The sequence below is a fragment of the Brevibacterium siliguriense genome (assembly GCF_900105315.1).
Taxonomy (GTDB): Bacteria; Actinomycetota; Actinomycetes; order Actinomycetales; family Brevibacteriaceae; genus Brevibacterium; species Brevibacterium siliguriense.
Genome location: NZ_LT629766.1, coordinates 3,287,437 through 3,302,364 on the forward strand (window position 1 = coordinate 3,287,437; position 14,928 = coordinate 3,302,364).

15 protein-coding genes are annotated in these 14,928 nt (G+C 64.3%); 3 read left to right on the forward strand and 12 right to left on the reverse strand.

Going from position 1 to position 14,928, the window contains the following annotated elements:
• Nucleotides 1-15 precede the first annotated feature (15 nt).
• The 9 genes from BLU88_RS14690 to clpS form a co-directional block, all read right to left on the reverse strand.
• Nucleotides 16-1,833, reverse strand: a complete 1,818-nt coding sequence (locus BLU88_RS14690; RefSeq protein WP_407922835.1) for a dipeptide ABC transporter ATP-binding protein — start codon at nt 1,831-1,833, stop codon at nt 16-18.
• Entirely contained in the window at nt 1,784-2,731 is a 948-nt protein-coding gene (locus BLU88_RS14695) for an ABC transporter permease (protein ID WP_092015525.1), read from the reverse strand. Before BLU88_RS14695 ends, BLU88_RS14690 begins: the two co-directional genes overlap by 50 nt.
• Entirely contained in the window at nt 2,728-3,675 is a 948-nt protein-coding gene (locus tag BLU88_RS14700) for an ABC transporter permease (RefSeq protein WP_092015528.1), read from the reverse strand. The genes BLU88_RS14695 and BLU88_RS14700 overlap by 4 nt, the downstream gene beginning before the upstream one ends.
• Before the next feature lie 12 nt (nt 3,676-3,687).
• Nucleotides 3,688-5,193: an ABC transporter substrate-binding protein gene (locus BLU88_RS14705; RefSeq protein ID WP_092015531.1), complete on the reverse strand. Its 1,506-nt coding sequence runs from the start codon at nt 5,191-5,193 to the stop codon at nt 3,688-3,690.
• 126 nt (nt 5,194-5,319) lie between these two features.
• Nucleotides 5,320-5,925: an RdgB/HAM1 family non-canonical purine NTP pyrophosphatase gene (gene rdgB, locus BLU88_RS14710; protein ID WP_092015533.1), complete on the reverse strand. Its 606-nt coding sequence runs from the start codon at nt 5,923-5,925 to the stop codon at nt 5,320-5,322.
• Entirely contained in the window at nt 5,922-6,644 is a 723-nt protein-coding gene (gene rph / locus BLU88_RS14715; protein WP_092015536.1) for a ribonuclease PH, read from the reverse strand. The genes rdgB and rph overlap by 4 nt, the downstream gene beginning before the upstream one ends.
• 49 nt (nt 6,645-6,693) lie before the next feature.
• A complete protein-coding gene (locus BLU88_RS14720) occupies nt 6,694-7,515 on the reverse strand; it encodes an MBL fold metallo-hydrolase (protein ID WP_092015539.1) in 822 nt (273 codons plus the stop codon).
• Complete coding sequence (locus BLU88_RS14725; protein WP_092015542.1) at nt 7,512-8,090, reverse strand: DUF2017 family protein; 579 nt, start codon at nt 8,088-8,090, stop codon at nt 7,512-7,514. Before BLU88_RS14725 ends, BLU88_RS14720 begins: the two co-directional genes overlap by 4 nt.
• 3 nt (nt 8,091-8,093) lie before the next feature.
• Entirely contained in the window at nt 8,094-8,399 is a 306-nt protein-coding gene (clpS, locus tag BLU88_RS14730) for an ATP-dependent Clp protease adapter ClpS (RefSeq protein WP_039207108.1), read from the reverse strand.
• 52 nt (nt 8,400-8,451) lie between these two features.
• On the opposite strand from clpS, the gene BLU88_RS14735 reads away from it, so the two are divergent.
• Entirely contained in the window at nt 8,452-9,771 is a 1,320-nt protein-coding gene (locus BLU88_RS14735) for a nicotinate phosphoribosyltransferase (RefSeq protein ID WP_092015545.1), read from the forward strand.
• Nucleotides 9,772-9,894: 123 nt separating this feature from the next.
• Here BLU88_RS14735 and BLU88_RS14740 read toward each other — a convergent pair whose 3' ends face one another.
• A complete protein-coding gene (locus tag BLU88_RS14740; protein ID WP_092015548.1) occupies nt 9,895-11,688 on the reverse strand; it encodes a DEAD/DEAH box helicase in 1,794 nt (597 codons plus the stop codon).
• Nucleotides 11,689-11,943, reverse strand: a complete 255-nt coding sequence (locus tag BLU88_RS14745; RefSeq protein ID WP_035320920.1) for a DUF3039 domain-containing protein — start codon at nt 11,941-11,943, stop codon at nt 11,689-11,691.
• Between the two features lie 31 nt (nt 11,944-11,974).
• On the opposite strand from BLU88_RS14745, the gene BLU88_RS14750 reads away from it, so the two are divergent.
• Nucleotides 11,975-12,490 carry a flavin reductase family protein gene (locus tag BLU88_RS14750; protein ID WP_092015551.1) on the forward strand — a complete coding sequence of 172 codons (516 nt, stop codon included), beginning with the start codon at nt 11,975-11,977 and terminating at the stop codon, nt 12,488-12,490.
• 235 nt (nt 12,491-12,725) lie between these two features.
• Here BLU88_RS14750 and gdhA read toward each other — a convergent pair whose 3' ends face one another.
• Nucleotides 12,726-14,072 carry an NADP-specific glutamate dehydrogenase gene (gene gdhA, locus BLU88_RS14755; RefSeq protein WP_092015554.1) on the reverse strand — a complete coding sequence of 449 codons (1,347 nt, stop codon included), beginning with the start codon at nt 14,070-14,072 and terminating at the stop codon, nt 12,726-12,728.
• A gap of 141 nt (nt 14,073-14,213) precedes the next feature.
• Here gdhA and BLU88_RS14760 point away from each other — a divergent pair, with 141 nt between their 5' ends.
• The gene (locus BLU88_RS14760; RefSeq protein ID WP_092015558.1) at nt 14,214-14,864 is read left to right on the forward strand and encodes a GNAT family N-acetyltransferase; all 651 of its coding nucleotides are present in this window, start codon (nt 14,214-14,216) and stop codon (nt 14,862-14,864) included.
• The last annotated feature ends 64 nt before the right edge of the window (nt 14,865-14,928 follow it).

The window sequence follows — 14,928 nt, forward strand, 5'->3', positions numbered from 1 at the left end:
CACTCGCAGGCCTGGCTATCCTGCGGCGAGGGCCTCGGCCAGGCTCGGGGTGGCGGCGATGAGGCTCCGTGTGTACTCCTCCTGGCAGTTCGCGTAGATATCGTCGGTTGCACCCGTTTCGATGATCTGTCCGGCTCTCATGACGATGACCTCGGAGCACAGGTGTTTGACGACGCCGAGGTCGTGGGAGACGAAGAGGAGGGTCAGCGCGTACTCGTCGACGAGGTCGGTGAGCAGGTTGAGCACCTGCGCGCGCACCGAGACGTCGAGGGCGGAGACCGGTTCGTCGGCGACGAGGATCTGCGGCTTGGTCACGAGTGCCCGGGCGATCGAGATGCGCTGTCGCTGTCCACCCGAGAACTGGTGCGGGTACCGGCGCAGGGAATCCGTTTCGAGGTCGACGGCGGCGATCATCTCCTCGACCCGTGCGGTGCGTTCGTCTTTGTCGACACCCGCGGCGATGAGCGGTTCGGCGACGATATCGGCGATCCGCATCCGCGGGTCGAGCGAGGCGAAGGGGTCCTGGAACACGATCTGCAGGTTCTCGCGCAGGCGACGCAGAGCCTGTGAGCTCGCTGCCTCGACCCGAATGTCGCCGACCCGCACATGCCCGGTGGTCGGTCGGTCGAGGCCGGAGAGGATGTTCAGCAGCGTCGACTTCCCCGACCCCGACTCCCCTACGATGCCCAGCCGGGCTCCGGATGCGACGGTGAAATCGATCCCATCCAGAGCTGTGACTTCGGACCGTCTGCGGCCGAACAGCCCCCGTCCGAGGAAGACCCGGGTGACGTCCGAGACTTCGATGAGCGGTGCGGGTTCCTTCGCCGAGGCGGCCCCGTCGGTGTCCCTCGCCGATGCATCGCCGACGTTGTCTCCCGACGAGGCGGCCCCGCCAGTGTCATCGCCCGTCGACTCCACGACCGCCGCAGACTCTGTCTCCTCGACCTGCGGCCCCGAGTAGGCGAGCGCGGTCTTCAGGGTGAAGAGTCGTCCGTGGTCGTCGGTGGATTCGAGGTCCGATGATGCCAGGAGCCCGCGTGTGTATTCGTGCTTGGGGGCGGTGAAGATCTCGTCGACGCTGCCGGATTCGACGATGCGGCCGCGGTACATGACGATGACCCGGTCGCAGACTCCGGCGACGACGGCGAGGTCGTGAGTGATGAACAGCAGTCCCGCTTCCACTGCCGCGACCCGTTCGGCGATGAGGTCGAGCATATGCTTCTGCACGGTGACGTCGAGGGCGGTGGTGGGTTCGTCGCAGATGAGCAGCCTCGGCGAGTTGGCCAGGGCAATCGCGAGCATGACTCGCTGCCGCTGCCCGCCCGACATCTGGTGCGGGTAGGCGAATCGGGCCCCGTCCGGGTCGGGAATGTGGACGTCGTGGAGCAGTTCGCGCACCCGTGTCGGAATCTGAGCTCGGGGCACCTTGCCGTGGATTCGCAGCACCTCGGCGATCTGGTCGCCGATGCGCATGAGCGGATTGAGGGCGCTCATGGGTTCCTGGAACACCATGGACACGATGTCCGAACGCAGCCCGGCCAGGGTCTTCTCGTTCGCTTCGAGGAGGTTCCCGGAATGTCCCTGCAGGTGCACCTGGCCCCTGGCGTGCAGCTCTTCGGGCAGCAGACCCATCACGGACTGGGCGGTCAGGGATTTGCCCGACCCGGATTCGCCGATGAGTCCGACCCGTTCCCCCGGTGCCAGGCTGAGGCTGACATCGTGGAGCACCGGAGCGTCGGCTCCGGCGGCAGTGATGGTGAGGTCGCGGACCTCGAGCAGGTTCTCAGGCACCTCGGACCTCCATCTTCGGGTCGAACCGGTCGCGCAGCCCATCCCCCAAAAGGTTGAACCCGAGCACGGCGAGCGCAATGAACAGTCCCGGCCACAGGGCGAGTTCGGGGTGGGTGGACAGATACTGCTGGGACTCCTGCAGCATCCGGCCCCACGACGGTGTCGGGGCCCGGGTGCCGAGTCCTAGGAAGGACAGCCCCGCCTCGGCGAGGACGGAGATGGCGAACGCCACGGACGCTTGGACGATGACCATTCCGGCGATGTTCGGAAGCACGTGGACGAAGGCGATGGCCGGGATCCGACGGTTCGACGCTCGTGCGGCGCGCACGTATTCGGAGCCGAGCACCTGCAGCGTCCCGGACCTGGCGATTCGCGCGAAACCGGGGATCGCGGCGATGCCGACGGCGACCATCGCCGGCCCGGTCCCCGGTGAGTACACGGCGGCGAAGATGATCGCCAACAGCAGGGCGGGGAAGGCCAGGAGGATGTCGTTGGCGCGCATGATCACCGCGTCGACCCACATTCCCCACTGCTGCTTCGCGAAGAGTGCGGAGATGATTCCGATCGGGGTGCCGATGAGCAGGGCGATGCCGACGGCGACGACCCCGACGAGCAGAGTGATACGTGCTCCGACCATCACCCAGGTCAGCGTGTCCCGGCCGAAGGTGTCGGTGCCGAACGGGTGGGCGAGGCTGCCGCTCTGCAGCCGGGCGGCAGGGTCGATCGCGCTCGGATCGTACGGGGTCCACACGAACGAGATGAGGGCGAGCCCGACGATGAGCACGACGAGGGCGGCTCCGATGACCATCGATGCATTCACCCGCCGTCGGCCCTTGCGGGACCGGATCGGCCCGCCATTCGCCGAGGCGGTCGTGGCCGTCGCGTCGGCGACGACGGGATCGACGTGTTCGGCGGGGTTCTGGGCACCGGTCGGGTTCATGCGGCGTTCCTGATGCGGGGGTCGACGATGGGCACGAGGATGTCGACGATGAGGTTGATGATGAGCACGAGCAGGACGAGGACCATGACGATGCCCTGGACCGCCACGAGGTCGCGGTTGGCCACGGCGCGGACGAGTTCGGATCCGATTCCGGGCAGAACGAAGATCTGTTCGATGATCACGGCGCCGACCAGCAGCGTGGCCAACTGGACTCCGGCGACGGTGATGACGGGAATGGCGGCATTGCGCAGGCCGTGCGCGAACAGCGCCTTCGTCCTGGTCAGTCCCTTTGCGCGGGCGGTGCGGATATAGTCCTCGCGCATCACGTCGAGGACGGCCGAACGGACGTAGCGGGTGAGGATCGCCGCCTGTACGAGCGCGAGAGAAACGACGGGCAGGACGAGGCGGACCAGGAAGCCGCCGAGCCCTTCGATCGGAGCCATCCAGCCTTGGGACGGGAACCATCCGAGGGTCAGGGAGAAGATGATGACGAGGATGATCGCGGCCAGGAAGTTCGGGATTGCGATGCCCACCTGGCTGATCGCCGAGATCGTCACACCGATCCAGTTGCGCTGTTCGATGGCGGCGAAGGTGCCCAGTGGCACGGCGATGAGGATGGACAGGACGATGGCAGCGACGACGAGGATCGCGGTGACCTGGACGCTGTCGACGATGACGGGAGTGATGTCGGCACCGGTGACGTAGGAGGTGCCGAAGTCTCCGGTGAGCATTCCGCCCATCCAGTCGAAGTATCGGATGAGCGGTGGCCGATCAAGTCCGTACTGGGCCTCGAGCGCCGCCACCGCCTCCGGGGTGGCGTTCGTGCCCAGCGCCACCTGTGCCGCATTACCCGGCAGCAGGCTCATCAGGGCGAACACCACCACCGAGGCGACGAGGAGGGACAGCGCGAACTGGATCGCCCGGTTGACTGCGTAGGTGAGCATCGACGTTCGCGGTCAGGCCCAGCTGAGGTCGGCGATCTTGAACGCGTCGGAGACGCGGTTGGCGGGTATCCCCTCGATATCGGACTTGGCGATGACGAGATTCGGGAACAGGAACAGGAAGTCCGAGGCGGCATCCTCGGTGATCGTCTTCGCGATCTCCTTCATACCGGAAATGTATTCCTCTTCGGTTCCGGTGTCGGCCTTCTCCGAGATCTTCTTGATCTTCGAATCGTCGTAGCCGATGTAGTAGTCTTTCGAGAACACGGTGAGGATGTCGCGGGGTTCGGCGTGGTTGATCACCGACATGTCGAAATCGTGTTCCGTGAATGTCTTGTCCAACCACACGGCTGGGAATTCCTGAGTCGAGATCTTCGCCTTCAGCCCGACCTCTTCGAGCTGAGCGGACACGATTTCGGAGATCGCCTTCGCATACGGCAGGTTCGGCACGGTGAAGGCGAACTCCTCGCCCTTGATCCCAGCTTCGTCGACGAGCTTCTTGGCCTTCTTGGGATCGTACTTCCACTCACCGGTGAGGTCTTCGTAGTACGGGTCGGTCGGGGGCACCATCGAGCCGATGAGCTCGCCATAGCCCGCCCACGCCGTGTCGAGGACGGCCTTGCGGTCGATCGCATGCATCACGGCTTCGCGGGCCTTCTTGTCCTTGAAGATGCCCTCGGCGTTGTTCATCGACAGCACGACCTCGCCGTTCGTGGTGCCGGAGACGATCTGATAGTCGTTGCTTTGGAACTCTCCGGCCAATTCGGGTGCCTGGAGGTTGGAGACGAGGTCGATCTCTCCGGATTTCAGGGCGTTCGAGGCCGAGACTGCGTCCTTGAAGTATTTGAACTGGACCTTGTTCAGCGACGGCTTCTCGCCCCAGTAGTCGTCGCGGGCGGCGAAGTCGATGGACTGTCCGCGTATGAACTTGTCGATCGCAAAGGGACCGGTGCCGATGGCTTCGTTCGCCAGGTCCTTGGTTCCCTCGGTGTCGAAGACGGCACCGACGAGGCTGGTGAGGTTGAACAGCCAGGTGTTCGACGGCTTCTTCAGTTCGATCGTGACGGTGGAATCGTCCGGGGTCTCGATGGACTTGACGATGTCCATCTTCGACTTCAGCGCGTTCTTCCAATCGTTCTGCACTCGTTCGTAGGAGTACTTGACATCCTCGCTGGTGAGGTCCGCACCGTTGGAGAACTTCACACCTTCCTGGAGTTCGAAGGTGTAGGTCTTGCGGTCATCGGACAGTTTCCAATCCTTGGCCAGTGCGGGCTGGATCTCGCCTTCGCCGTCCAGACGGACGAGGGATTCGTAGACGTTCTCCATCAGCGCTTCGGGAATGGCGACTCCCGAGGTCGAGGTGAAGTCGAGGTTGACCGGTTCGGCAGTGAAGGCGATGGTCATCGAGTCCTTCTTCTGCGCATCACCTCCGGAATCGGAAGCTCCGGCCGAACAGCCTGTGATCAGCAGGCTTGTGGCGGCAGCGGCCGCCACCCACGTCATGATGCGCGGAGTCTTCATTGTTCTCCTCGATTTCGCCGACCACGAACAGGGTCGTTCGCCAACACTCAAGCATCGTCAGTGTATCCGAAGTTCTCAGCTGGTGAGGCGGCTGAGTTCAGATGTCGGCCATCCCCAGCAGATGGCTCAGAGATTCGGCTCGTCGGCGAGGATCGCGGCCAATGCGTCGAAGGCGAACCGACGGTGGGAGCGTGAGTTCTTCTCCTCAGCGCTCATCTCGGCGGCACTGAGCTCAGAGCAGTCGGGAACGAAGATCGGATCGTAGCCGAATCCGTTCTCGCCTTTCGGCTCGGTGGCCAGACGTCCGGGCATGACGCCTTCGGCGGTGAATTCTCTGCCGTCGGCGGTCACGGCGGCTGCTGCACAGCGGAACTGTGCTCCCCTGTGTTCGGCAGCGATATCGCCCAACTGAGCGAGCAGCAGCTCGAGGTTCGCCCGGTCGTCACCGTGTCGACCGGCCCACCGGGCGGAGAAGATTCCCGGTGCGCCGCCGAGGACGTCAACGCTGATGCCCGAGTCATCGGCGATAGCCGTGTGCCCTGTCGCAGCGGCGGCGGCCCGCGCCTTGATGAGGGCATTCTCGGTGAACGTGACTCCGGTTTCGGCGACATCGGCCAGTCCCGCCTCGGCGGCTGTGAGCACCTGGGTGTCGGTACCGAGGACGGGCCCGAGGATGGTCAGCAGCTCACGCTTCTTGCCCTCATTGTGAGTGGCGAGGACGAAGGTCGTCATCCGGCGAGCACTTCGGACTGGATGCGGGTGAGTTCGGTGCAGCCGTGAGCGGCGAGATCGAGCAGCTTGCCGAGTTCATCGCGGTCGAACGGTGCCCCCTCGGCGGTGCCCTGGACTTCGATGAACTTTCCGGAACCGGTCATCACGACGTTCATATCGGTTTCGGCGCGCGAGTCCTCGACGTACGGCAGATCGAGGAGGGGTTCTCCGTCGATGATCCCGACGCTGATGGCCGACACCGAGTCGATGATCGGCTGTTGGGCGGCGGGGATGAGCCCGGTCGAGCGTCCCTTGTCGATGGCCTTCGCCAGAGCCACGTAGGCTCCGGTGATCGAAGCGGTGCGGGTGCCGCCGTCGGCCTGGAGGACGTCGCAGTCGAGGACGAGGGTGTTCTCACCCAGCTTGTCCATGTCGATGACCGCGCGCAGGCTGCGACCGATGAGGCGGGAGATCTCGTGGGTGCGGCCGCCCTGCTTGCCCTTGACGGACTCACGGGTGCTGCGGGAGTCGGTGGCTCGAGGGAGCATGGCGTATTCGGCGGTGACCCATCCGCGGCCCTGTCCCTTGAGCCAGCGCGGCACTCCTTCGGTCAGCGAAGCCGCGCAGAGGACGCGGGTGTTGCCGAATTCCACAAGCGCGGACCCTTCGGCGGTGTTGATCCAGTCCGGGGTGATTCGGACTTCACGGAGTTCGTCTGCTGCACGGCCGTCTGCTCGCACTTTCTGCCTCTTTCGTCTCAGTGGTGGGGTCTGCTCAGTCGTCGCCGACTCATACGGTCCAGGTGGCTCCGGGCTTCGCCAGCTCGATGGGTCCACGGTACTCGCCGGCCGCTTCACCGCGAACGATGGAGCAGTCGGTCCAGATCGGGATGTGGGTGAGCACGAGCGCTGCCGCCTCGGCGTTCTGTGCCACTCGTCCGGCGCGTTTGCCGGTGAGGTGGATGCCGCGCGCAGTGTCGCGGTCCTCCTGGAAAGCAGCTTCGCACAGGAACAGGTCGGCACCCTTCGCCGCTTCGACGAGGTTGTCGCATTCGTCGCTGTCACCGGAATATGTGATGACCTTGCCGGTAGCATCCGTGATCCGCAGAGCGTAGGCCTCGACTGGGTGGTCGACGAGGAAGGACTCGATGGTCAGCGATCCGACCTGGTGTCGAGCTCCGTGGTCGATGTCGGTGAACTCGAAGGCGTTGTCGAAGTTCGAGTCGTCGCCCCCATTGGCCACCGGAGATTTTCCGGGATCCGTATAGTAGGCCCGGAACAGCCGTTCCTTCGCACCGGCCGGAGCGAACACCGGGGTGCGGGTGCGAATCGTTCCGGTGTCGGAGATGTCGCCGTTGAAGAACTTCGGGTCGAAGCAGTGTTTGACGTACAGACCGGTCATGTCCATGCAGTGGTCCGGGTGGAGGTGGCTGAGCACGATCCCGGAGAGGCGATCGGTGTCGATCGTCTCCTGCAGGGGACTGAGCGCACCGGACCCGAGGTCGAGGATGATGCGAGTGGGGGTGTCCTCATCGGTTTCGATGAGGTAGCAGCTGGCGAGGGCTCCGCGCCCCGGGAAGGACCCGGCGGTGCCGATAGCGGTGAGTTTCATATCTCGTCATCCCCTTGCATCTGCTCGAGCAAGGTCGTCGTCAGTCGGTCCTGGATCCAGGTCAGGAAGTCGTACAGGGTCAGGGTGAGATCTTCTGATTCGGAGAGGTCCTCGCGGTGGGCGTACTTCTCCTCCTGCGCCTCCTCGGTGTCGATGCCGAGGCGGACGGCGAGGACGAGTCGCAGATCATTGAGCCCCTTCATCCAGGCGAGCACCTCGTCCCGTGTCAGGGCGATGTCGTTGCCCTTGCTCAGCCCCAGCAGCACGATGCGCACATTGTGCGCCTTGGCCTGTTTGAGGTCGAACTCGGTGAGGCGGCGGAATTCCGCCGAACGCTCTTCGTCGTCGGGATCGACGTCGGGCAGCAGCCGCTGCAGTGCCGGGTCCTCCGGGCGGGGCCGGTCGACGAGTCCGAGCCGGGCCTCCCAGTTCTCCGAGTCCGGACGGTCGTCGCCTTCGTCGCTGTCTTCAGCCAGCAGAGCTGCGAGATCGGTGAAGACGGTGAGCATGAGCGAGCGTTCGTTGTCCTGCAGGGTGAGGACGACATCATCCCCACGTGCGTCGATAGCGGCCATGTGTCAGTCGGATCCTGAATCGGGTTGGCACGCAGCCCACAGGCCGTATTCGTGCATCGCTTGGGTGTCTCGTTCCATGGCTTCGCGGCCTCCGGTGGCGACCACGGAGCGGCCGTTCTCATGGACTTCGAGCATGAGTGAGTGGGCCTTCTCCTCGGAGTATCCGAAGTAGGTCTGGAACACGAAGCTGACGTAGCTCATGAGGTTGACCGGGTCGTTGAAGACCACGGTCCTCCAGGGTTTGGCCAGGTCTTCGGCCGGTCGAACCTCGACGTCCGGCTCGAGCACTGGGGTCGTTGGATTGCTCACGTTTCCAGCTTACGGCAGAACACTGACGCTGTCGTGACGTAAGATCGCGCCTATGAGTGATCTCACACGGACCGACTCGACGGCGTTCTTCACAGATCAGTACGAAGTGACGATGGTGCAGGCGGCCCTGGAATCCGGCGCCGCCCACCGCAAGAGCCTCTTCGAAGTCTTCGGCCGCAGTCTTCCCGCAGGTCGCCGCTACGGTGTCGTCGCCGGTACCGGTCGGATCCTCGAGATGATCCGCGACTTCCGCTTCGACGACGCCGAACTCTCGTTCCTCAGCAGGGAGAACATCGTCGACTCCCGCACCATCGACTGGTTGGCGAACTATCGGTTCTCCGGCAATATCCGCGGCTATGCCGAAGGGGAGATCTACTTCCCCGGCTCACCGCTGCTCACGATCGAGTCGACCTTCGCCGAGGGCGTCATCCTCGAGACCCTCATCCTCTCGGCCATGAACTATGACTGTGCTGTCGCCTCGGCGGCGTCTCGGATGGCTCAGGCGGCAGGCGACCGACCCTGCGCGGAGATGGGCGGGCGACGCACGAACGAGCATGCGGCCGTGGCTGCGGCCAGAGCCGCGGTCATCGGCGGCTTCGCATCGACGTCGAACCTCGCGGCCGGCCTGCAGTACGGTCTGCGCACGATCGGCACCTCGGCCCACTCGTTCACCCTCCTCCACGATTCCGAACGCGAGGCCTTCGCCGCCCAGCTGAAATCGCTGGGCACCGATACGACACTGCTCCTAGACACCTACGACGTCGAGGAGGCACTGACCACCGCGATCGAACTGGCCGGCCCCAAGCTCGGCGGCGTGCGCATCGACTCCGGTGACCTCATCGAACAGGCCAGCGAGGTGCGCGAGAGCTTGGACCGCCTCGGCGCCCGCGACACGACGATCACCGTCACGAGCGACCTCGACGAGTATGCGATCGCCGCGCTGGCGGCCTCCCCCGTCGATTCCTACGGTGTCGGCACACGCGTGGTCACCGGTTCGGGAGCCCCGGCCGCCGGGCTGGTGTACAAGCTCGTGGCTCGCGCAGACGAAGCCGGTGAGTGGACCTCGGTGGCCAAACACTCCTCGGGCAAGCCGTCACGCGGCGGGCACAAAGAGGCACTGCGCCTCATCGACGGTCCGATCGCAGTGGAGGAGGCCGTCGGCATTCCTTCGCTGCCCGGGGACCTCGGTGAAGGACGCAGGCTCAGCGTCGATCTCGTTCTCGACGGTGAGGTCGATGAGTCCTTCATCGGTGCGGCAGGAGTGAAGAGGGCCTGCGCCCGACACGACGAGTCCCTGGCGGAGCTGCCGCGTTCGGCCAGGCGCCTGCAGGACGGCGAGCCCGCCATCCCCACCGTGTTCTACTCCGCCTGATCGGCACCCGGCGGCCAGGTCCGTCACAGCACGAACGAAGCCGCCGAGGCTGACGCACTGTCTGCCTCGGCGGCTTCTCTGATCTCGCAACCGGTGGGCCTCTCCCCTGCCGACGCCCTGCAGTCACTTCTTGCCGATGAACCAGCCTTGCAGCTTCTTGATCCGGGCCTGGATCTGCTCACGCGTGGCTTGAGCGACGGCCGGGCCACCGCATGCCTTGCGCAGTTCGACGTGGACGTTCTGGTGCGGTGTGCCGGTGCGTCTCGACCAGGCCCCGACGAGGCTCTGCAGCTGGTTGCGCTCTTCCTTCATCGCGCGGTGTTCCAGTTCGCTCGTCTCGACCTCCGGAGCCGGAGGGGCCGCCGCGGTTTTGCGCTTGGCCTGCCGGGCCTGCTGGGTGCTCAGCAGCTCACGCACCTGATCGGGTTCGAGCAGACCGGGAATCCCGATGAAGTCGAGTTCGTCCTCGGAGCCGATGGCTCCGCCTGTGCCGAATTCGCCGCCGTCGTAGAGGACGCGGTCGAACAGCGCTTCGGCACCGAGGGCCTCGAACGACCCCAACTGGTCGGAGGAGGCGCTTTCGCTGCGATTCGCCTGCTCCATTGCTTCGTCGTCGAAGACGACGACATCATTCTCGTCGTCGTTCTTCGGACGGTCGAGAGCGTGGTCGCGTTCGGCTTCCATCGAGTTCGCCAGGGCCATCAGCACGGGCACCGAGGGCAGGAACACCGAGGCGGTCTCGCCGCGTTTGCGGGCACGCACGAAGCGTCCGATCGCCTGTGCGAAGAACAGCGGCGTCGACGAGGAGGTCGCGTAGACGCCGACGCACAGTCGGGGCACGTCGACGCCTTCGGAGACCATTCGGACTGCGACCATCCACCGGTCGGTGGAGTTCTGGAACTTCTCGATCCGTTCCGAGGCTCCCGCTTCGTCGGAGAGCACTACGGTCGGCTTCTCTCCGGTGATCTCGTGCAGGCGCTTGGCGTAGGCACGGGCCGCCTCCTGGTCGGTGGCGATGACGAGGCCCCCGGCGTCGTGGACGGTGCGTCGAACTTCGGTCAGTCGCATATCGGCGGCCTTGAGCACCGCCGGGATCCAGTCACCCTTCGGGTCGAGTGCGGTGCGCCAGGCCTGCGAGTTGATGTCCTTCGTCGTCTCTTCGCCGAGGACGTGCGACATCTCGTCGCCGGCCTTGGTCCGCCAGGTCATGGCGCCCGCGTAGGCGAGGAAGAGGACGGGGCGGACGACGGAGTCCTTGAGCGCACGGCCGTAGCCGTAGGAATAGTCCGCCACCGAGGTGCGGATGCCGTTCTCGTCGGGAGCATAGGTGACGAACGGGATCGGTGACGTGTCCGAGCGGAACGGGGTTCCGGTCAGAGACAGTCGGCGGACCGCGGGCCCGAAGGCTTCGCGCACGGCATCGCCCCACGACAGGGCATCGCCTCCGTGGTGGACCTCGTCGAGGATGACCAGAGTGCGACCGGCGGCCGTCCGGTTGTGGTGGAGAACGGGTTTGGCAGCAACCTGCGCATAGGTCAGCGCCACTCCGTGGTAACCGGGTGCGTGCTTGCCCTGGGAGTTCTTGAAGTGCGGGTCGAGTTTGATGCCCACACGTGCCGCCGAGTCGGCCCACTGCACCTTGAGATGTTCGGTGGGAGCGACGACGGTGACTCGGTTGACGACCCGTTGGGCCAGGAGTTCGGCTGCCAGGCGCAGAGCGAAGGTGGTCTTACCGGCCCCGGGGGTCGCGACTGCGAGGAAGTCCTTCGGCTGCTTCTGGAAGTAGAGTTCCAGAGCCTCTGCCTGCCAGGCACGCAGCTTTCCGGCCGTTCCCCAAGCTGCGCGCTCGGGGAATGCCGGTGGGAGCTGTTCTGCTGCGGAGGTCCCTGGTGCTGTTGGGAGACGATCCGCTGACATCTACTCCTGCGGTCCTTCGGACATCGTCTCGTAGATCTCTTTGCACTTGGGGCAGATCGGGAACCGCTCGGGATCGCGCGTGGGCACCCACACCTTTCCGCACAAGGCGATCAGCGGAGTCCCGGTCACCATGGACTCCATGATCTTGTCCTTGGGCGCGTAGTGGCTGAAGCGCTCGTGGTCGCCGGGCTCGACTAGCTGCTCGGACTGCTCGCGCTCGATCGTTGCTGAACCGCCTGAAGCTGGAATGGTCATGGCTCCATTGTAGTTCCCTAGAATGAGAGTCATGGACCAGGCCTACGACGATTCCCTCACAGAACGCTACCGCGAGCTCAGCGATGACATCGCCGCGGCGGTCGCCGTGGTCTCCGCGACTCGGGGCGGTGCCCTGCATGCGATCACCGTCGATTCGTTCCTCGATGTGTCCTACGATCCTCCGACGATGGCGGTGAGCGTCTACTCCGGTTCACGGATGATGGAGACCTTGGAGACGAGTTCGCACTTCGCGATCTCACTGCTCAACTCCGATCAGCGCGATATCTCAGAACGCCTCGGCGCGTCGGGTCAGCCGCTTTACGGATCACTCAAAGGCATCGACACTTTTCCCGCCCCGCAGGCCGGCCAGCCGGTGCTCACCGAGGCGATCGCCTGGTTCGAACTCGAACTCACCGAGATCCTCGAGGTAGCGACTCACAGCATCGTCGTCGGCGAGGTGGTGTCCATGGGTGCGGGCGCCGAGGCGGGAACGAGCCGTCCCCTGCTGCGCTGGCGCAAAGCCTACGGGACAATCGGAAAGCGCTGACCAGTCCAACAGGCTCGGGCCAGCCCCACAAGTCAGAGATCAGCTAGCCGACAGAACAGCAGCCACATGGTTCGTCTGAGCCCGACAGATACGAAACAGGCCCTGCTCCAGACCATTGTGCTTCGCATAGAAGCTCAACCGTCCCGAGCAGGGCCTGTCCTGTACTTCGCGTCGACGCGTTCTGGCTATCGACGCTGAGCCGGATCGGCTTCCCGACCGTCAGCGGATCAGCAGATCAGACGACGCCCTGAGCGAGCATCGCTTCGGAGACGCGGATGAAGCCAGCGATGTTGGCGCCGGAGACGTAATCGCCCGGCGAACCGAATTCGTCGGCAGCCGCGGCGCAGCTGTCGTGGACATCGCCCATGATCTCGGCCAGACGGGCCTCGGTGAAGTCGAAGTCCCACGAGTCGCGGCTGGCGTTCTGCTGCATTTCGAGCGCGCTGGTGGCGACGCCGCCCGCGTTTGCGGCCTTGCCAGGGGCGAAGAGCACACCGGATTCGGAGAAGATCTTCACGGCTTCCGGGGTGCAGGGCATGTTCGCACCTTCGGCGAGAGCGATGACCCCGTTCTTGACCAGAGTCGCTGCCGAATCTCCGTCGAGTTCGTTCTGCGTCGCGCATGGAAGAGCGACGTCGACCTCGACATCCCAGACGTTGCCGCCCTCGTGGTAGGTCGCACGCCCACCGCGCTGTTCGACGTATTCGGAGATGCGTCCCCGCTCCTCGAACTTGATGCGCTTCACGAGCTCGGTGTCTATGCCGTCCGGGTCATGGATGAAGCCGGCCGAGTCGGACATCGTGATGACGGTGCCGCCGAAGGCAGTGACCTTCTCGGCGGCGAACACGGCGACGTTTCCGGATCCGGAGATCGAAACGGTGCGACCGTCGATGTTCTTCTTCGCGGCGGCGAGCATGTCCTTTAGGAAGTACACGACTCCGAAGCCGGTGGCTTCGGTGCGAACCATGGAACCGCCGTAGGACAGTCCCTTGCCGGTGAGCACACCGGCCTCATAGGAGTTCGTCATCCGCTTGTACTGGCCGAAGAGGTAGCCGATCTCGCGACCGCCGACGCCGATGTCACCGGCAGGCACATCGCGGTATTCGCCGATGTGGCGGGACAGTTCAGTCATGAAGGACTGGCAGAAGCGCATGACCTCGCGGTCACTGCGGCCCTTCGGGTCGAAGTCCGCACCGCCCTTGCCGCCGCCGATGGGCAGGCCCGTGATCGCGTTCTTGAAGATCTGCTCGAAGCCGAGGAACTTGACGATGCCGAGGTTCACCGACGGGTGGAAACGCAGTCCGCCTTTGTACGGGCCGAGTGCCGAGTTGAACTGCACTCGGAAGGCGCGGTTGATCTGCACGACACCGGAGTCATCGATCCAGGGAACCCGGAAGATGATCTGGCGTTCGGGCTCGCAGAGCCGTTCGAGTGCCGAGAGCTCCAGGTATTCGGGGTGCTTGTCCACGACGGGGCCCAGAGAATGGAGAACTTCCTGTACCGCTTGGTGAAACTCCGACTCTCCAGGGTTACGTTGGAGCACTGTGTCGAAGATTGGCTGCAGTGATGGATGTAGACTCATGCGCACAAACATACCGTGACCCGCATAACAACAATCCGAGCGACCAGATAATGGACAACGTTGTCCGGTCACTTCAAGTGGGATATAAGTCTCCCACGCAATACAGGAACAGCAGAACTGGACAGACTGACCACAAGGCATATGGATATCTCAGAGATCTGGCCGCCGTTCGCACTTCATCTGCAATCGGGCGATATGGAGCTCTCCCCTGTCCGCGAAACCGATATCCCCGAGCTCGCAGATATCGCTCGAGGCGGAGTCAGACGAGATGGCATCGAAGCGTTCCTCGTCGACTGGGGCTCAGGTACCGATGAGCAGATAGCGCTGAGCCTCGCTCAGTATCACTGGTCCACTCGGGCGAACTTCACTGTGGATGACTGGACGATGGAGTTCACGGTCAGAGTCGACGGTCTGGCCGTCGGAGTGCAGGGTGTGAACGGGCATCGCTATCCGCTGACAAAGGCGGTCTCGACAGGTTCATGGCTGGCGCTGCCGGAACAGGGCCGCGGCTATGGCACCAGGATGCGACGGATCATCATCGAAACCTTCATCCGTTACTTCGACGCGACGAGATTCGACACCGCCTACTTCGAAGGCAATGTCGCCAGCCGACGGGTATCAGAGAAGCTCGGCTACTCCCCCAATGGCCACCGCAGCACCATCGGCCAGAACGGCACAGCCCTAACGGAGCACCACATGGTCCTGGCCGCCGAGAACTACGTCCACACAGACAGTGACCTACAAGTCACGGGCGCCGAAGCCTTCCGAACCTTCCTCACTATTGCTACCTGACGGGGGCCCAGCAACCCCGCGCCAGGTAGCTGGGCCCCCGCCAAGTAGCACCAACCACCACACA